An 18,633-nucleotide genomic window follows, 5' to 3' on the forward strand; every position below is an offset into this window, starting at 1 on the left:
AGCATTGTCAGACGTGGCAAAGGAGCCCCCGTGTCTGCACCCGTGACCAATCACGCCCTTGAAGGGCCAGTCTTCGACCTGCATCAGGGCGGCAAGATGTCCGTCCAGTCCAGCGTCCCGCTCGCCACCCGTGAGGACCTCGCCCTGGCGTACACGCCGGGCGTCGCCCAGGTCTGTGAGGCCATCGCCGACGACGAGTCGCTGGTCCACGAGCTGACCTGGGTCGGCCGCGCCGTCGCCGTGGTCACCGACGGGTCCGCCGTGCTCGGACTGGGCAACATCGGCCCGCGCGCCGCGATGCCGGTCATGGAGGGCAAGGCTGTCCTCTTCAAGCAGTTCGGCGGGGTGGACGCGGTGCCGATCTGCCTCGACACTCAAGACCCGGACGAGATCGTCGCGATCGTCACCGCCCTCGCACCCTCTTTCGGCGGCATCAACCTGGAGGACATCTCCGCCCCGCGCTGCTTCGACATCGAACGCCGGCTCGAGGCGACCCTGCCGATCCCCGTGTTCCACGACGACCAGCACGGCACCGCGATCGTCGTGCTCGCCGCGCTGCGCAACGCCGCCCGCGTCCTCGGCCGCGACCTGCGCGACCTGCGCATCGTCGTCAGCGGCGCCGGCGCCGCCGGGGTCGCCGTCACCAAGATGCTCATCAGCGGCGGCGCCGACGCCGGCGAGATCGTGGTCCTGGACTCCCAGGGCTGCCTGCACACCGGCCGCACCGATCTCAACCCGGAGAAGGCCGCGCTCGCCGCCACCACCAACGCCGGCGGCATCACCGGCGACATCGCCAACGCCCTGCGCGGCGCCGACGTCCTCATCGGCGTCTCCGGCGGCACGATCGGCGAGACGGCCCTGGCCGGCATGTCACCCGGCGGGGCGATCTTCGCCCTGGCCAACCCGACACCCGAGGTGCACCCGGAGATCGCCGCCCGGTACGCCGCGGTGGTCGCCACCGGCCGCAGCGACTTCCCCAACCAGATCAACAACGTGCTGGCGTTCCCGGGCATCTTCCGCGGCGCCCTCGACGCCGGCGCGACCCGGATCACCGACGGCATGAAGGTCGCCGCCGCGAACGCCATCGCGGAAGTCCTCGCCGAGGGCGAGCTGTCCACCGGCGCGATCGTGCCCAGCGCCCTCGACCCGCGGGTGGCACCGGCGGTCGCCGCCGCGGTCGCCGCCGCGGCCCGCCGCGACGGTGTGCTGAGATAGCCGTCATGCGTGCCGCTTTCGCGTCCAGCTTCAACGATGCCGACCCGCTCGCCGGCCTCACGGTCGGCGACGCGCCGGAGCCGACGCCACTGGACGGCTGGGCCGTGGTGGACGTGCGCGCCAGCGCACTCAACCACCACGACCTGTGGTCGTTGCGGGGCGTCGGCCTCCGCGAGGACCAGCTGCCGATGATCCTCGGCTGCGACGCCGCCGGCATCGGCCCCGACGGTGCCGAGGTCGTCGTGTACCCCGTCGTCTTCACCGACAAGGGCGACTTCTCCATCCTGTCCGAGCACTACCAGGGCACGGTCGCCGAACGCGTCACCGTGCCCGCGTACAACCTCGTGCCGAAACCCGCCGAGCTCTCCTTCGCCGAGGCGGCCTGCCTGCCGACGGCGTGGCTGACCGCGTACCGGATGCTGACCACCAAAGGCCGGCTGGAGGCCGACGGGTCGGCGCTGGTGCAAGGTGCCGGCGGCGGGGTCGCCACGGCCGCTGTGCTGCTCGCCAGGGCCCTCGGCGCGCGGGTCTACGCCACGAGCCGCGACGCCGCCAAACGCGAGCGGATCGAGGCCCTGGGCGCCACCGCGCTCGACTCCGGGGCCCGCCTGCCGGAACGCGTCGACGTGGTCGTCGAAACCGTCGGCGAGGCCACCTTCGAACACTCCATGAAGTGCGCGAAACCGGGCGGCCGCATCGTCGTGTCCGGCGCCACCAGCGGCCACCTGCCGAAGGTCAACCTGCGCCGCCTGTTCGCGCTGCAGCTGGAGATCCTCGGCACCAGCATGGGCACCCCCGACGAGCTCGCCGACCTGATGGCGCTGCTGGCGAGGACCGGCGTACGTCCCGTCATCGACTCGGTCGTCCCGTTCTCCGACGCTCGTGCCGCCTTCGAGAAGCTGCACTCCGGCGACGTCTTCGGCAAGGTGGTGCTGGACCACACCGCTTAGCAGCCCGTATGACGGACGGTGAGGTGTTCGAACATCAATTTCCTATGCCTTGCTAGCGTTAGGTGAAGCTGCCCGACGCCTCCTGGACGACCTGGCTTTCCGCCGGTGTCGCACAGGCGGCGTCGGGCATTACGGTTCTCGGGGTACGGCGCCGGCATCGGGCTTGGTGCGCCGGCGCGATCGTCGGTGAGCGCCGCGCGCGGTGGCCGGCTGGGAAGGATGCGGCGACGGGCGTTGGTCGGCGGCGTCGGTCGGCGGCGTTGGTCGGCGGCGATCTTCGAGGCGCGCTTTGGCTGGCTGCCGAGGGTGGCTGAACGGTGGCTGAACGGCGGCGGTGTCGGTCGGAGGCGGTCACTCATGGCGCCCGGTGGTGACCGCAGGGCCGGTGGGCGCCACGAGGCCGGTGGTTGTCCCAGGGCCGGTGGTTGTCTCCAGGGCCGGTGGATGTCCCAGGGCCGGCGGACGGGTCGCATGGGATTCGAAGTGGTCGAGTGCCGAGGCGCGGTGCCTGGCGGAGGCAGCCCGGAACAGGCGCGATGATCGGTGCAGACCACGGGGGCTCGCGCGGATCTGAAGCTGGCTGGCACGGATTCGAGGCGGTCGCGGGCGGGATTCGCGGCGGTCGGAGGACAGGGCTCGGTGGTCCGCCGCTGCAGCCCGGCGCGCTCCCTGGGCATTGGAGGAGGTCGCTGCCGGTGTTGTCGGCGGTCCTCGCCGGGAGCGAGCCATGGTGACCAATGGCGCTGATCGGTAGCCGTGATCGGTAGCCGTGATCGGTAGCCGTGATCGGTAGCCGTGATCGGTAGCCGTGATCGGTAGCCGTGATCGGTAGCCGTGATCGGTAGCGTAGGGCTATCGCCGGGAAGGGCGGCTGCAGGGCGCCGGGTCAGAGGCGGTCGTCGAAGGATGGGCCGCGGGGCAGTTGGCGGCGGGCGGAGGGGTCGCCGTACAGCTCGAGGCGCAGGAAGGCGATGGTCAGCGAACGGACCTCGGTGAAGGACGCGGCGCTGGGGCGCAGGTACGGGTCGTTGTGGTTGCCGCCGGCGACGGTCAGCATCGCCTTGGACCAGGGCACGACGTCGTAGGTGGCCTTGCCGGAGGCGTAGGAGACCAGGGGGTCGGCGTCGCCGTGGACGAACAGCAGCGAGGCGGGGGTGCCGGTGAAGGCGGTACCGACGCCGAGGCCGCTGCCGGCCAGGATGATGCCGGCGTGCAGGCGGGCGTCGCGGCCGGCGGTGAACAGGCCGACGGTGGTGATGGCGCCCGCGGAGTGGCCGGCGGCGGCCAGACGGCCGCTGTCGATGTGGGCGCCGAGCGGGCCGGCGAGGACCTGGCTGAGCACGTAGCTGGCGTCGGCCGGCTGGTTGAGCACGTCGTAGACGTCGAGGCGGGGCGCGTTGCGGGACGTGTTCGGGTACGCGGGGGCGATCACCGCGAACCCGGCCGCCGCCCACGCCGTGAGCAGCGGCGCGAACGCCTCGGGGGTGCCGTTGAGGCCGTGGCTGAACACGACCGCCGGGACCTTCGTGGTGGTGGACGGCAGCCAGACGACGGTGCGCAGGACGCGGCCCTCGCGGCGGTACGTGACCTCCTGCCGCGACACGTCCAGGGCGGCCTTCGGCACGGAGAGCGGCGGCAGCGGCGTGACCTGGGCGAGTCTCGGGGCGACGGTGCCCGCGACGGACGGCGACGGGGTGACCCAGCGGGCGGGCTCCGGCTGGCCGGTGCAGCCGGTGACGCCGGCCAGCACGGCGGTCGCCGTGGCGGTGACCGCGGCGGCCCGGGCCATCAGGAGGGCGAGACGGCGCATGGCTCCAACCGTACGAGGGGCGTGCCGCGATCAAGGCTGGCCCGCGGGGCGATTTCCGGCTAGGTTGCGGCCCATGTCCGTCGTCATGCGGGTGCTCACCGCCGTGAGTGCCCTGGCCGGGATCGTGCTGCTGCTCGACTACACCCACGGTGACGGCGGCGTGTTCGTCTACTTCACCGTGCAGAGCAGTGTGATCATCGCGGTGGTGTCGGCCGTGGCGGCGTGGCGGCCGGTGCCCGGGTGGGTGCGTGGGGCGGCGACGCTGTACAGCTGCATCACCGGCACGGTCTACCACACGTTGCTGGCGAACCCGGCGAGCCCGTTCCACGTGGCCGACTCGGGAGCGCACGCGCCGCACAACATCCTGCTGCACACGGTGACGCCGATCCTGGCCGCGGTCACCTGGCTGCTGATCGACCGGGAGCCGGTGCGGTGGTGGTACGCGGCCGTGTGGCTGGGCTACCCGCTGGCGTACCTGGCGTTCGCGTTGATCCGTGGGGCGATCGTGCACCGGTACCCGTACCCGTTCGTCGACGCGGGGGAGCTCGGCTACGGCGGGGTGGCGATCGCCGCGCTCGGCTTCACCGTGGCGTTCTTCCTGCTGGGGCTGCTGCTGATCGGCCTGGGGGCCGGGGTCAGGGCGGCACTGCGGCAGCGCACCCGCGTCGGGGACGCCGCGGAGGTGTGAGCCGGTCACGGCGTCGAGCGGCGCACCCGCGTCCAGGGCGTCGCGGAGGTATGAGGCGGTCAGAGGGCCCGAGCGGTGCCCCCGCGTCGAGGGCGTCGCGCAGGTGTGAGTGGGTCAGGGGTCGAGCAGCGCACCGGGGTTCAGGATGCCGCGCGGGTCGAGGGTGCGTTTCGCGGCCCGCAGCACCTCGGTGACGAGCGGGTCCCGCTGCCGCGCGAGCCACGGCAGGTGGTCGCGCCCGACCGCGTGGTGGTGGGTGATCGTGCCGCCGTTGGCGGTGATGGCCTCGCTCACCGCGGCCTTGATCTCGTCCCAGATCGTCACCTCGGCGCCGCGGCGGGCGGGGGTGATGACGGTGAAGTAGGGGGCGGGTCCGTCCGGGTAGGCGTGGGTGAGCCGGCAGGTGACCACGGCGACCCGGGCCGGGGCCGCGGCCTGCGCGGCGGCGGTCACGGCCGCGTGCAGCGCCTCGAAGCGGCTCCACGGGCATGCCGTCTCCACGGTCTCCACGACGAGGCCGAGCCTGATGAGGGCGTCCCTCGTGTACGGCGCCCGCAGGAACGACGATCGCCAGCTGTCGACCTCCGCGGCAGCCACGGAAGGCCCGCCGGCGGACGGCGCGGAGGGGACGCCACCATGGTCGGCGCAGATGGTGAGCGCGTCGGCGAGCAGCCCGGTCGTCGCGCCCTCGAAGCCCAGCAGCAGCCGCGCCCGCCCGTCGGTCGCGCCGGCGTTCAGCATCGCCTCCACCGGGTCGAGCAGCCGGCAGTTGCTGGGCCGCAGCCCCGCCTGCAGGATCGTGCGGACCGCGGCGACCGCCTGGTCGTACCCGGGGAACGCCACCGACGTCGAGGCCTTCCGCGCCGGCCGGTCGGTGACCCGCAGCCACGCCTCGACGATGACGCCGAGGGTGCCCTCCGAGCCGAGGAACAGCCGGTCGGTGGACGGCCCGGCGCCGCTGCCCGGCACCCGCAGCGACTCGACCGGCCCCTGCGGTGTGATCACCCGCAGCGCCTCGACGAAGTCGTCGACGCGGGTCGGGCCGGTCGCGTAGTGCCCGGCCGAGCGGGTCGCGAGCCAGCCGCCGACGGTGGAGAACTCGAAGCTCTGCGGGTAGTGCCGCAGCGTCAGCCCGTGCGGCGCGAGGGCCTGTTCGAGGGCGGGGCCGAACACGCCGGCCTGGACCCGCACGGCGCGGTCGACCGGGTCGATCTCGCCGACGCGGTTGAGCCGGCTGAGGTCGAGGGAGATCCACGGGGTGTCGCCGCGGTACTCGACGCCGCCGACGACGGAGGTGCCGCCGCCGTACGGGACGACCGCCGCGCCGGCCGCCTCGGCCCAGTCGAGGGCGGCGACGACGTCGTGCCCGGTGCGCGGGTGGCAGACCAGGTCGGGCGGGTTGTCGAGGCGGCCGTGCAGGGCCCGCGCGACGTCGCGGAACGCCTTGCCGTACGTGTGGGCGGCCCGCGTGACCGGGTCGGCGGCGAACGCCTCCCGCAGGATCGACGGCGGGATCAGGCGGGGCGCGGGGAGGACCGGGTCGTCGGGGACGGGCAGCAGGGAGCCGTCGATCGGCAGCCACGGGCGCAGCGACGTCTCGGCGAGGCGGCGGCACGCGTCGTCGTCGAGCGCGCTGTCCGCCCATCCCCAACCCCACCAGGACCGTTCACGCCAGGCGGCCATTGACGGAGGGTGCCACAATCCGACACGTTCGGCCACTGTCCGCAGGTCGGGTCATCGGTATTGTGTCGGCCATGCCCGATGAGCGCATTGACCCAAGTCAGAACACTCAGGCATTCCAGGCGTGGGTGGACAACAACGAGCAGCCGGCTCAGCCCGCCGCGAGCGGTGCCAGGCTCGGCCTCGTGGTGGCCGGCGCCGCGGTCGCGGTCGTCGTGGTCGTCGTCGTGGTGCTCGCGCTGCTGTAGATCCCGACCGACTCGAAGCGGGTCACGCCGTCGAGCGTGGCGTCGCCGGTCATCCGGAGCCGGGCGGTGTCGTCGCCGTCGAGCGTCCAGGTGAGGAAGTCCAGCAGCGCCGCCATCGCCTGGTGGTGGCCGCGTTCCGCGTCGTTGGTGCCGGCGCCGTGCTCGCCGCCGACGATGGTGAGGAACGCCTTCGGCCACGGGTCCGCGGCGTAGGAGGTGCGGCCCTGCTCGTAGGCGACCACCGGGTCCTTGTCGCCGTGGATGAACAGCAGCGGCACGGGGGCGCCCTGGTAGGCGCCGGCGGGCCGGCCCGCGAAGATGACCCCGGCCTTGAGGCGCGGGTCCCGGTGCACGGTGAAGAGCCCGTCGGTCGTGGTGCCGCCCCCGGAGTGGCCGATCGCCGCCATCCGGTCCTGGTCGATGCTGCCGGCGAGCGGGTTGCCCGGCTGGAGCAGCTGCGTGATGACGAACGACGCGTCCAGCGACTGGTTCGGTACGTCCAGCTTGTTGAACTTCGGCGTGTCCTTCTTCGTGAAGGGGTACGCGGCGGCGACGACCACGTACCCGGCCTCGGCCAGGAACCTGGTCATGCCCTCCTGCATCTGCGGGTTGCTGTAGAAGCCGTGGCTCCACACGATGAGCGGCAGCTTCCCCGGCAGCGGCTGGGCGTCGCCCTGCGGCTGGCCCTTCGTCCGGCGGGCCGAGCCGCGGGTCGGGTACCACACGGTGGTGGGCAGCGGGCGGTCCTTGCCGCGGGCGAACGCGAAGTGCCGCACGCCGATGGCGTGCCCGCCGATCCCGGCGGCGGCCTGCGCGCCGGCGGCGGCGGTCAGGGGCTCGGCGGCCGGGTCCGCGCCCGAGGCCGAAAAAGCGCCGCCCAGCAGGAGCAGGGCGGCGGCCAGGAGCGACACGGTTGCGGATCGGTTGCGACTCGGTGGCACGTACAGAATGTAGGTGCGCGATGCGCTACCCCGTTATCACCCGACTGGGGACAATCGAATGGCTTGCCGGACTACACCAGGTTGTCCTTGTACGACCCATTTGGTGGATGCGACCTGACCTGACGGCCCGGCAAATAACCGCAATTCCGGCAATTACCGCGCTGGATGGCGTCAGTCCTCGTCGTCCAGGCGGGCCAGGTAGACCGCCAGGCGCTCGATCGGGGTCTCGAACTCCGGGTTCTGGTCGACGAAGTCGCGCAGGCGCTCGGCCAGCCACTCGATCGTGACCTCCTCCTCGCCCCGGCGCGTGGCGAGCTCCTCGATGCCGCGGTCGGTGAAGTACATGGGCACTCCCAAACGGGCGGGGAGGGCGTGGGCCCTCCCCGCGGACGTCAACGGACGCAACGGTGGGTCAGCGCTTCGGCAGCGCCGCCTCGATCAGGGCGTGCTGCTCGGCGTCGTGCAGCTTCGTCGAGCCGACCGCCGGGGCGGCCGCGGCCGGGCGGGAGATGCGGCGCAGCCCGACGCCCTGCAGGTGCTCCAGCAGGTTGAGGGCGATGAACGACCAGGCACCCTGGTTCGCCGGCTCCTCCTGCACCCAGGCGAAGTCCTCCGCGTTGGGGAACTGCGCGAGGGCCTCGCGCAGCTCCTCGACCGGCATCGGGTACAGCTGCTCCACCCGGATGATCGCGGTGTCGGTGATGCCGCGCTCGGTGCGGGCCTGCAGCAGGTCGTAGAAGACCTTGCCGGAGCACAGCAGGACGCGCTTCACGCCGGCCTTGTCGACGGCGTTGCCCTGGATGCCCGGGTCGCCGAGGACCGTGGCGAACGTGCCCGAGGTGAAGTCCTCGACCGGCGACACGCACAGCCGGTGCCGCAGCAGCGACTTGGGCGTGAAGACCACGAGCGGCTTCTTCTTCGGCGACAGCGCCTGGCGGCGCAGCAGGTGGAAGTGGTTCGCCGGGGTGGTCGGCACCGCGACCCGCATGTTGTCCTCGGCGCACAGCTGCAGGTAGCGCTCGAGCCGGCCCGACGTGTGGTCCGGGCCCTGCCCCTCGTGCGAGTGCGGCAGCAGCAGCGTCACCGCGGTGCGCTGTCCCCACTTGACCTCGCCGGAGGAGATGAACTCGTCGACGATGGACTGGGCGCCGTTGACGAAGTCGCCGAACTGCGCCTCCCACATGACCAGCGCGTCCGGGTTCTCCACCGAGTAGCCGTACTCGAAGCCCATCGCGGCGAACTCCGACAGCAGCGAGTCGTAGACGAACAGCTTCGCGTTGTCCTTGATCAGCGAGGACACCGGCATGTAGTCGGCGCCGGTCTCCGCGTCGACGATGCTGGCGTGCCGCTGCACGAACGTGCCGCGGCGGGAGTCCTGCCCGGACAGCCGGACGGTGACGCCCTGGTTGACCAGCGAGCCGAAGGCGATGATCTCGCCGAAGCCCCAGTCGATGTCGCCGGCGGCGGCCATCTTCGCGCGGCGGTCCAGCAGCTGCTGGACGCGCTTGTGCGGGGTGAAGCCGTCGGGGAGCTTGACGTGCGCCTCGCCGATCGCGCGCAGCACGCTCGCGTCGATCGCGGTCTCCACCACCGGCTCCGGCTCCGGCTCGCGCAGCCGGGTGAGCCGCGACGCCGGGTTGGACGACGCGTCGCGGGTCGCCTTGAACACCGTCTCCAGCTGCTCGTGGTAGTCCTTGAGCAGCGCCTCGGCCTCGGTGATCGGGATGTCGCCGCGACCGATCAGCTCCTCGGTGTAGATCTTGCGCACCGATCGCTTCTGGTCGATGATCGCGTACATCAGCGGGTTGGTCATCGACGGGTCGTCGCCCTCGTTGTGCCCGCGGCGCCGGTAGCAGACCAGGTCGATGACGACGTCCTTGTTGAACGCCTGGCGGTACTCGAAGGCCAGCCGCGCGACGCGGACCACGGCCTCCGGGTCGTCGCCGTTGACGTGGAAGATCGGCGCCTGGATCATCCGGGCCACGTCGGTGGAGTACAGCGACGAGCGCGAGTACTCCGGCGCGGTGGTGAACCCGACCTGGTTGTTGACCACGACGTGCACGGTGCCGCCGGTGCGGTAGCCGCGCAGCTGCGACAGGTTGAGCGTCTCGGCGACCACGCCCTGCCCGGCGAACGCGGCGTCGCCGTGGATGAGCAGCGGCAGGACCGTGTACCCCTCGAGCTTCAGGTCGATCGAGTCCTGCTTGGCCCGCACGATGCCCTCGAGGACCGGGTTGACCGCCTCCAGGTGCGACGGGTTCGCGACCACGGACACCGTCGTGGCGTGCTCACCGTCGGGGTGCGTGAACTTGCCGGTCATGCCCAGGTGGTACTTGACGTCGCCGGAGCCGTGCGCGGACTTCAGGTCCAGGTGGCCCTCGAACTCCGAGAAGATCTTCTCGTAGGGCTTGCCGACGATGTTGGCCAGCACGTTGAGGCGGCCGCGGTGCGCCATGCCGATGACGACCTCGTCCAGGCCGCCCTCGGCGGAGTTCTGCAGGATCTCGTCGAGCAGCGGGATCAGCGACTCGCCGCCCTCCAGGGAGAACCGGCGCTGCCCCACGTACTTCGTCTGCAGGAACGTCTCGAACGCCTCGGCGGCGTTGAGCCGGTTCAGGATGTGCTTCTGCTCGGCGGTGTCGGGCTTCTCGTACGGCTTCTCGACCCGCTCGGCGATCCAGCGCCGCTCCTCGGGGTCCATGATGTGCATGTACTCGACGCCGACGCGGCGGCAGTAGGAGTCGCGCAGCACACCCAGGACGGCCCGCAGCTTCATCTTCTGCTTGCCGGCGAAGCCTCCGACGGGGAACACGCGGTCGAGGTCCCACAGCGTCAGCCCGTGCTCGAGCACGTCGAGGTCCGGGTGGCGGCGGATGCGGAACTCCAGCGGGTCCGTGTCGGCCATCAGGTGACCGCGGACCCGGTACGCGTGGATCAGCTCGACGACCCGGGCCGCCTTGTCGATCTGCCCCTCGGAGGTGCGGGCGACGTCACGGACCCAGCGGACCGGCTCGTAGGGGATCCGCAGCGCGGTGAAGATCTGGTCGTAGAACCCGTGCTCGCCGAGCAGCAGCTCGTGCATGACCTTCAGGAACTCGCCGGACTGCGCGCCCTGGATGATGCGGTGGTCGTAGGTGCTGGTCAGCGTGAGGATCTTGCTGATGCCGAGGTCGGCGAGGGTCTCGTCGGACATGCCGGCGTACGGCGCCGGGTACTCCATCGCGCCGACCCCGATGATCGTGCCCTGCCCGGCCATGAGCCGCGGCATCGAGTGCACGGTGCCGATGCCGCCCGGGTTGGTCAGCGAGACCGTGGTCCCGGCGTAGTCGTCCATCGTCAGCTCGTTGCGCCGGGCGCGGCGGACGATCTCCTCGTAGGCCGACCAGAACTGGCGGAAGTCCATGGTGTCGGCGGCCTTGATGCTCGGCACCACCAGCGAGCGCGAGCCGTCGGGCTTGGCCAGGTCGATCGCGATGCCGAGGTTGACGTGCTCGGGCTGGACCAGGTGCGGCTTGCCGTCGACCTCGGCGAACGCGTTGTTCATCTCCGGGTGCGCGGCGAGCGCCCGGACCATCGCGAAGCCGATCAGGTGCGTGAAGCTGACCTTGCCGCCACGGCCGCGCGCCAGGTGGTTGTTGATCACGATGCGGTTGTCGGACAGCAGCTTCGCCGGCACGGCGCGCACACTGGTGGCGGTCGGCACCTCCAGCGAGGCGTCCATGTTCTGCACGATGCGGGCGGCCACGCCGCGCAGCGGCACCTGCTTCGCGCCGCCGGGGGTGGCGGGCGCCTGCTTCGCGGGCGCGGGCCTCGTGGCGGGCACGGCCTTCTGGACCGGCTTGGCGACCGCGGGCGCCGGCGCGGCGGCGGCCGGTGCCGAGGCGGCGGGGGACGCCGCAGCGGTGGGGGTGGCCGCGGGCGCCGGGGGTGCGGCGGGAGCGGCGGCCTTCGGAGCTGCGGCAGCGGGGGTGGTGACAGACGCCGGCTCAGCCGCCTCGGCAGGCGCCGCCGAGCTGGCCTCGGCACCGTCCCCGCTGGGCTTGTAGTCGGCGAAGAAGTCGTGCCACGCGGGGTCCACGCTGGCCGGGTCGGCGAGGTACCTCTGGTACATGTCCTCGACGATCCACTCGTTCGGGCCGAAACCCGCCAAGGGGTTCTCCTGCGAGTTGGTCGCTTGGGTCGACACGGCTGTTGATCGCCTCTTCCAAACGGAGTTGCCAGGGCATGGGTCGCAGCCCGATTCCTACCCGACCCAGACCCTGAGGGTCACGGATTCCGCGTCAAGGCTACGCGCTGCCTAACGCTCGTTCGTCGCCGACGCCGCCGGAGTGACCATGTAGACGACCGCATGGGTCCGTCCCATACAGTTGTGGCCGCCATTTGGCGGCCACAACTGTCGTAGATCCGCTACATCGCTACGCGATGTCACGCTTCCGGGTGATCAAGGTGCCGATGGTGCCGAGCCCGACCGCCCAGACGATCAGCACCAGGGCGCCGGCCCAGCGCGGCGGCAGGTCCGTGTCGCCGAGCTGGGTGGCCAGGCCGCCCACCACGTGCGAGGACGCCAGCGGCGGGATGTAGACGGCGCTCTCCAGCACCCAGTCCTTCTTGATCACCAGCTCGTGGATCAACGTGAGGAAGAGGACCGCGGCCCAGGTGCCCACGGTGTAGAGGACGGCGGCGGTGATCGTCGCGCCGATCTGGCTGCGGATCAGCACGCCCACGCCGATGCCGAAGACCGCCCACAGCACGTACACCAGCAGGTTGAGCAGGACCGCCTGCTGCGCCGTCCAGTGCCCGAGACTGTTGGTGAGCCCCTCGGCGCCGAAGTACAGCACCCCGACACCGATCGAGATGGCCGTCGTGATGAGCCAGAAGAGGACGCCGGCCAGCGACGCCGTGATGAGCTTCGCGGCGATGACCCTGGTCCGCTTCGGGGTCGCGAGGAACGTCGCGGTCGCCGTCTGGTGGTAGAACTCGTTCGTGATCACCAGGATCGCCAGGAGCATCACCAGCAGCAGCCCGAAGAACTGCCCCGAGGTGTAGATGTTCGCGGCGTACTTGGCGAGCTGGCCCGCGGCGTGCGCCTTGGCGACCCGGGCCTCCTCCTCCTGCTGGAACTGCCGCTGGTTCGCCTCGAACTCGGCGCGCTGGTCCTCGGTCATGCCGGGTGGCGGGTCGCCGTGCGGATACGCGGTGTAGTTGTTGGTCAGCTCCGAGTCGGTCTGCTCGATGTTGATCCAGATCGCGAGACCGGTGAAGACCAGCGAGGTCAGCAGGAAGATCCACCACATGTTCGTGGTGCGCAGCTTCAGCAGCTCGCTTCGGATAAGCCTGGTCATGCCGTCACCTCCGCCGCGCTCCGGCGCCGGCCTGACCTGAACCCTGTGCTGATGGTGACCAGCTCCTCGCTCCGCTGCGGGCTGTTCATCGGATGGCCGCCTTTCCCTGGGTCAGTTCGAGGAACACGTGCTCCAGGTCGGGCCGTTCGTTGACCAGTTCGTGCAGCTCGATCCCGCCCTGCAGGGCCAGGCGGCCGACCGCCGGCGCGTCCAGGCCGGTGATCACGTGGCTGTCGTTGCCGTTGGGCTGGATCGTCGCGCCGGCGGTGCGCACGGCGGTGACCAGCTCCGTCAGGTTGGGCGTCCGCACCCGGGTGCGCGGCGCGCTGGTGCCGCCGCCGACGATCTGCTCGACCGGCCCCTGGGTGACGAGGCGGCCGGCGGCGATGATGACCACGTCGTCGGCGAGCACCTCCATCTCCGACAGCAGGTGGCTGGAGACGAGCACGGTGCGGCCCTGCTGGGCCAGGCCCTTCAGCAGCCCGCGCATCCAGCGGATGCCCTCGGGGTCCAGGCCGTTGGCGGGCTCGTCGAGGATCAGCACCTGCGGGTCGCCGAGCATCGCCTGCGCGATGCCGAGCCGCTGCTTCATGCCCAGCGAGTAGCCGCGGAACTTGCGCTTCGCGGCCGGCGTCAGCCCGACCAGCTCCAGCATCTTGTCGACCTGGGCGTCGGGCAGGCCCGCCGCGGCGGCGACGATGCGCAGGTGGTTGCGGGCGGTGCGGCCCTTGTGCGCGGCGGACGCCTCCAGGATCGCGCCGGCCAGCCGCAGCGGCTCCGGCGCGTCGGAGTAGCGCAGGCCGCTGATGGTCGCCGAGCCGGACGTCGGGGTCACCAGGTTGAGGATCATGCGCAGCGTCGTGGTCTTGCCGGCGCCGTTCGGGCCGAGGAAGCCGGTGACCCTGCCCGGCTCGACCACGAACGACAGGTGGTCCACGGCCGTGACGTTCTTGTACCGCTTCGTCAGGTCGGAGACCACGATCTGTCCGTTGGACAACGTGCCGCTCCCTCCAAGAGAGTGAAGCCGTCAATATGGCACGTGCCGGCAACATCTGGCGCCCCGCCCCGCCCCGGGATCAAGGCGAGGAAAACTCGCCCATAGCGCACCGTATCCACGTATACACGAAAGGTGGCATTCAGGGGCGCTCGGATCATGGTCGTGTCGCTGCTGCTGGCCCTGCCGGCGGTGCTGGCGGCGCCCCGGCCCGCGGCCGCCGAGATCGCCGCGCCGTTCCGCCCGGTGTACTCGGTGAACACCACCGGCGCCGTCGTCCTGCGCGGCAACGCGAACCTGACCTGCGACGGCGCCAACCCGGGCTGCGCCGCCGCCAGGACCGGCACCGCCACCGGCGGCGCGCTGAACAACAACGGCTACCGGATGCGCCACGTCGACGTCGACGCCGAGCCGTCGTTCAACTCCAGCACCGCGGACCTCGCCGTCCCCGCCGGCGCGACCGTCCTGTACGCCGGGCTGTTCTGGGGCGGCGACACCGACCCGGGCACCGGCACCCCGGCGCCGCGGGAGAGCGCCAGGAACACGGTCAGGTTCAAGGTGCCCGGCGGCGCGTACCGGACCGTCACCGCCCAGCGACTCACCGACGTCACCACGTTCCCCGGGCACCGGCCGTACCAGGGCTACGCCGACGTCTCCACACTCGTCGCCGGGGCCGGGGCCGGCACCTACACGGTCGCCGACATCCAGGCCGCCACCGGCGTGAACGACCGCTACGCCGGCTGGTCCCTGGCCGTCGTCCTGCACGACCCGGCGCAGCCGGTGCGCAACATGGTCGTCTACGACGGCTTCGGCTCCGTGCGCGGCGTCACGCCCGACGCCGCGACCGTCTCGATCCCGGTCGCCGGCTTCCAGACCCCGCCGTCCGGCGCCGTCACCACCAGCCTCGGCACCGTCGTCTACGAGGGCGACGGCGGCAGCGGCGGCGACAGCGTCCGCCTCGACGGCACCCCGCTGTCCGACGCGCTCAACCCCGCCGACAACTTCTTCAACAGCACCGCCGCCGACCGCGGCACCGCGGTCACCGCCCGCGACCCCGCCGACGCCAACCTGCTCGGCCTGGACATCGACCAGGTCGACGCCAGCGGCCTGCTGCCCAACGGCGCGAGCGGCGCCACGATCACGCTGCAGACCGCACAGGTCACCGGCGAGACGTTCTACCCCGGGGTGATCACGTTCGCGACCGACCTCTCCGCGCCCCGGCTGACGGCCGTCAAGACCGCCACCGACGTCAACGGCGGCACCCTGGAGCGCGGCGACGAGATCCGGTACACGATCCAGGTCGGCAACGACGGCCCGGCGCCCGCCGAGGACACCCGGGTCGCCGACGCCGTGCCGCCCGGCACCACCGTCGTGCCCGGCAGCCTGTCGATCGACGGGACCACGCAGAGCGACCCGCTCGACACCGACCGCGCCGAGATCGTCGACGGCGTCGCGGAGTTCCGCGTCGGTACCGGCAGCGACGCCACCCACGGCGGCCGTCTCCCGACCGGCGGGACCGTCACCGTCGCCTACCGCGTCACCGCGGGCACCCCGGCACTCGCCGGTGCCGCCGACCTGCGTGACGTCGCCCACGTCTCCGCCACCGGTGCCGGCACCGGGGTCAAGCTGCGCACCCCGTCCAACGCCACCACGCAGCTGCTGCCCGCGACCGCCGCCGCCGGCCTCGCCGTCACCGCCGGCCCGCCGCGCACCCCCGGCACGCCGCAGGACCCGGCACCCGGCCTCGCCGCCGGCCCGCCGGCGGTCGCCACCGGCGGCACCGTCGTCTACCCGGTCACGCTCACCAACGCCGGTCCCGACCCGGCCACCGGCGTCACCCTCACCGCGGTCCTGCCCGCCGGCGTCACCGGCACCGGCACCACCCCGGGCGCCGGCACCTGCGGCATCACCGGGCAGACCGTCACCTGCGCCGCCGGCACCGTCCCGGCCGGCGGCACCGTCACCGTCGACATCGCCGCCACGGTCACCGCCGCGGCCGCGCACCGCACCACCATGACGGCGACCGTGGCCGCCGCGACCCCCGACCCGTCCACCGCCGACGACACCGCCACCGCCGACGTCGTACGCAACGCACCACCCACCGCCGTCCCCGACACCGCGACCGTCGCCGCGGGCGGCACCGTCGCCGTGCCGGTCACCGCCAACGACGGCGACCCCGACGGCGACACCCCGCGGGTGCTCGGCATCGCCACCCCACCGGCCGCGGGCCACGCCGTCGTCGACGCCGCCGGCACCGTGCGCTACACCGCCGGGCCGGGCGCCGGCACCGACACGTTCACCTACACCGCCGGCGACGGCCTCGGCGGCACCGCCACGGCCACCGTCACCGTGACCGTCACCGGCGGCACCGGGCCGGCCGCCGGCACCGCGCCGGTCGCCGCCGACGACGCCGTCACCGTGGCCGCCGGCGAGCCGGCCGTGACGTTCGACCCGCGCGCCAACGACGCCGACGCCGACGCCGACGCGCTCACCGTCGTCGGCGCCACCGCACCCGCGGGCGGCACCGTCGCGCTGATCGCGGACGGGCGGCTCACGTACACGCCGGGGCGTGGCTTCCGGGGCGTCGACAGCTTCCGGTACACCGTCGGCGACGGGCACGGCGGTCACGCCACCGCGACCGTGACCGTCACCGTGGCCGGCCGCGCCCCGGTGGCCGCCGCCGACTCGCGCAGCACCGCCACCGGCACCCCGGTGGACGTCGCGGTCCTCGTCAACGACACCGCCGCCGACCCCGGCGACACCCTCATCGTCGCCGCGTGGGACGCCACGACGGCGCGCGGCGGCACCGTGACACACGCCGGTGGCGTGCTGCGCTACACCCCGGCGGCCGGGTTCACCGGCACCGACACGTTCGGCTACACCGCCGGCGACGGCGCCGGGGGCACCGCGACGGGCACGGTCACCGTCCACGTCGGCGCCGCCCCGCCCGCGCCGCGCGCCGACGCCGCCGCCACCCCGACCGGCACGCCGGTCACCGTCGCCGTCCTCGCCAACGACCCTGACCCCGCCGCGACCGTCGCCGCCGTCACGCCGGGCGCCGCCGGCACGACCGCGGCCGGGCCCGGCGGCACGGTCACGTACACGCCCCGGGCCGGCTACTCCGGCATCGACACGTTCCGCTACGCCGTCGCCGACGGCCGCGGCGGGCTCGGCACCGCCGTCGTGACCGTCACCGTGTTCAACGAACCCCCCACCGGCGTGCCCGACACGCTCACCACCCCCGCCGGGACCACCGCCGCCCTGCCGGTCCTCGCCAACGACACCGACGCCAACGGCGACGCGCTGCGGGTCGTCGCCGCCACCGGCGCCGCGCACGGCACGCTGGAGGTCGTCGCCGGCACCGTGCGGTACACGCCCGCCGCCGGCTACCGGGGGACGGACGCGTTCACGTACACGGTGAGCGACGGCAACGGGGGCACCGCCACGGCGGCGGTCACGCTGACCGTCAGCGACAGCGTCCCGGTCACCGGCGCCGACACCGCCGCGACCACCGCGGGGACCCCGGTCACCGTCACCGTCCTCGCCAACGACAGCGACCCCGCCGCGGCCACGCTCACCGTCACCGGCGCCGGCCGGCCCGCCCACGGCACCGCCGAGGTGCGCGGCGACGGGACCGTCACGTACACCCCGGCCGCCGGCTTCACCGGCGTGGACACGTTCACCTACACGGTCAGCGACGGCGGCACACCGCCGGACACCGCGACCGGCACGGTGACGGTGACGGTCACGGCCGCGCCGGGGGTGCCGGGGGTGCCGGCCGCGCCGCCGGGCGCGCCGGTCGTGGTGACCACGCCGACGGTGACCACGCCGACCGGCAGCGGGGCGCAGACGATCAACCCGCTCGACAACGTCACCGACCCCGACGGCGACCCGCTCACCGTCGTCGGCGTCACCCAGCCGGCCAACGGCACCGCCGTGCTCAACGCCGACGGCACCGTCACGTACACGCCGGACCGGGGGTTCGCCGGCGCCGACTCGTTCGGCTACACGGTCAGCGACGGCACCGCCGCCGTGACCGGCACCGTCGAGCTGATGGTCGGCGCCGTCGACCTGCCCGTCACCGGCGCGCCGGCCGCGCCGCACGCCCTCGCCGGGCTGCTCATGCTGCTCGCCGGCTGGCTGCTGCGCCTGGCGCCGACACCGCGGCCGGCGCCGTCATCGCGGCCGGCGCCGGCACCGGCGAGGTCCGTCCAGGCGTCGCCGGGTGGCCGGCCGGCGCCGGCCGGGCCCGCGACGCCGCGGGACGCGCCGGCGCCGGACCCGGTCACGCCGGGGCGTGGTGCGGGCGGTCGCCGACCCGGATCACGTGCTTCAGGCCCGACCAGACGTCGTCGATCGCGCAGACCTTGACGTCGACCCGGCCGTGCGCCAGGGCGAACTCCCGCACCCCGTTCTCGTCGAGGTCCCTGGCGAAGCCCGAGGAGCGTTTCGGCCAGGCGATCCACAGCGCGCCGCCGGGTGGCGTCGAGCGGTGCAGCACCGGCCAGCGGCGCCGCAACCGGGCCAGGTCGGGACAGAAGCAGACGATCACGTCGTAGAGGCCAGGGGCGCTGCGCCGGTGCAGCACCACGTCGGAGGGCAGTTCACGCAGCTCGAACCCGGCCGGGGCGCCGTCGAGCAGGACCCGGTGCCCGGCGTTCACGCCGAGCTTCTTGGGCAGTGGAGTCCCTGAATATCCCGCCATGCCTGACCACGGTAGTCATCGTTCACCCGCCAGCCATGCGGGTAACCAGTCACCGTCAGC

General features: G+C 72.9%; 12 protein-coding genes. 4 read left to right on the forward strand and 8 right to left on the reverse strand.

Annotation, left to right across the window (positions count from 1 at the left end; translation table 11 throughout):
- Positions 1-96: 96 nt before the first annotated feature.
- Complete coding sequence (locus tag OP18_RS09900) at positions 97-1,215, forward strand: NAD(P)-dependent malic enzyme (RefSeq protein ID WP_156089432.1); 1,119 nt, start codon at positions 97-99, stop codon at positions 1,213-1,215.
- Complete coding sequence (locus OP18_RS09905) at positions 1,212-2,165, forward strand: zinc-binding dehydrogenase (RefSeq protein WP_211273495.1); 954 nt, start codon at positions 1,212-1,214, stop codon at positions 2,163-2,165. Before OP18_RS09900 ends, OP18_RS09905 begins: the two co-directional genes overlap by 4 nt.
- Before the next feature lie 886 nt (positions 2,166-3,051).
- Here OP18_RS09905 and OP18_RS09910 read toward each other — a convergent pair.
- Positions 3,052-3,975 carry an alpha/beta hydrolase family protein gene (locus OP18_RS09910; RefSeq protein ID WP_052386461.1) on the reverse strand — a complete coding sequence of 308 codons (924 nt, stop codon included), beginning with the start codon at positions 3,973-3,975 and terminating at the stop codon, positions 3,052-3,054.
- Between the two features lie 73 nt (positions 3,976-4,048).
- Between OP18_RS09910 and OP18_RS09915 the strand changes: the two genes are divergently transcribed.
- Positions 4,049-4,663 (forward strand): Pr6Pr family membrane protein, encoded by a 615-nt coding sequence (locus OP18_RS09915; protein ID WP_052386462.1) that lies wholly within the window; start codon positions 4,049-4,051, stop codon positions 4,661-4,663.
- A 114-nt stretch (positions 4,664-4,777) separates the two neighbouring features.
- On the opposite strand, the gene OP18_RS09920 is transcribed toward OP18_RS09915, so the two are convergent.
- The 6 genes from OP18_RS09920 to OP18_RS09940 all read right to left on the reverse strand — a co-directional run bounded on the left by OP18_RS09920 (position 4,778) and on the right by OP18_RS09940 (position 13,871).
- Complete coding sequence (locus OP18_RS09920; protein WP_033358454.1) at positions 4,778-6,346, reverse strand: FAD-binding oxidoreductase; 1,569 nt, start codon at positions 6,344-6,346, stop codon at positions 4,778-4,780.
- Between the two features lie 148 nt (positions 6,347-6,494).
- Complete coding sequence (locus OP18_RS09925) at positions 6,495-7,502, reverse strand: alpha/beta hydrolase family protein (RefSeq protein ID WP_052386463.1); 1,008 nt, start codon at positions 7,500-7,502, stop codon at positions 6,495-6,497.
- 201 nt (positions 7,503-7,703) lie between these two features.
- Positions 7,704-7,877, reverse strand: coding sequence for a DUF6104 family protein (locus OP18_RS59090; RefSeq protein ID WP_169788945.1), 174 nt, complete (start codon positions 7,875-7,877; stop codon positions 7,704-7,706).
- A gap of 67 nt (positions 7,878-7,944) precedes the next feature.
- Positions 7,945-11,643 carry a multifunctional oxoglutarate decarboxylase/oxoglutarate dehydrogenase thiamine pyrophosphate-binding subunit/dihydrolipoyllysine-residue succinyltransferase subunit gene (locus OP18_RS09930; RefSeq protein ID WP_389251094.1) on the reverse strand — a complete coding sequence of 1,233 codons (3,699 nt, stop codon included), beginning with the start codon at positions 11,641-11,643 and terminating at the stop codon, positions 7,945-7,947.
- Positions 11,644-11,947: 304 nt separating this feature from the next.
- Positions 11,948-12,874 carry an ABC transporter permease subunit gene (locus tag OP18_RS09935; RefSeq protein WP_033358456.1) on the reverse strand — a complete coding sequence of 309 codons (927 nt, stop codon included), beginning with the start codon at positions 12,872-12,874 and terminating at the stop codon, positions 11,948-11,950.
- Between the two features lie 85 nt (positions 12,875-12,959).
- Entirely contained in the window at positions 12,960-13,871 is a 912-nt protein-coding gene (locus OP18_RS09940) for an ABC transporter ATP-binding protein (RefSeq protein ID WP_033358457.1), read from the reverse strand.
- A gap of 132 nt (positions 13,872-14,003) precedes the next feature.
- On the opposite strand from OP18_RS09940, the gene OP18_RS61790 reads away from it, so the two are divergent.
- Positions 14,004-18,239 carry an Ig-like domain-containing protein gene (locus tag OP18_RS61790; RefSeq protein WP_156089394.1) on the forward strand — a complete coding sequence of 1,412 codons (4,236 nt, stop codon included), beginning with the start codon at positions 14,004-14,006 and terminating at the stop codon, positions 18,237-18,239.
- Here OP18_RS61790 and OP18_RS09950 read toward each other — a convergent pair.
- On the reverse strand, positions 18,154-18,573 hold the full coding sequence (locus tag OP18_RS09950) for a hypothetical protein (protein ID WP_033358458.1): 420 nt from the start codon (positions 18,571-18,573) through the stop codon (positions 18,154-18,156). The genes OP18_RS61790 and OP18_RS09950 overlap by 86 nt on opposite strands.
- Positions 18,574-18,633 lie beyond the last annotated feature (60 nt).

This window comes from Dactylosporangium aurantiacum (assembly GCF_000716715.1).
Taxonomy (GTDB): Bacteria; Actinomycetota; Actinomycetes; order Mycobacteriales; family Micromonosporaceae; genus Dactylosporangium; species Dactylosporangium aurantiacum.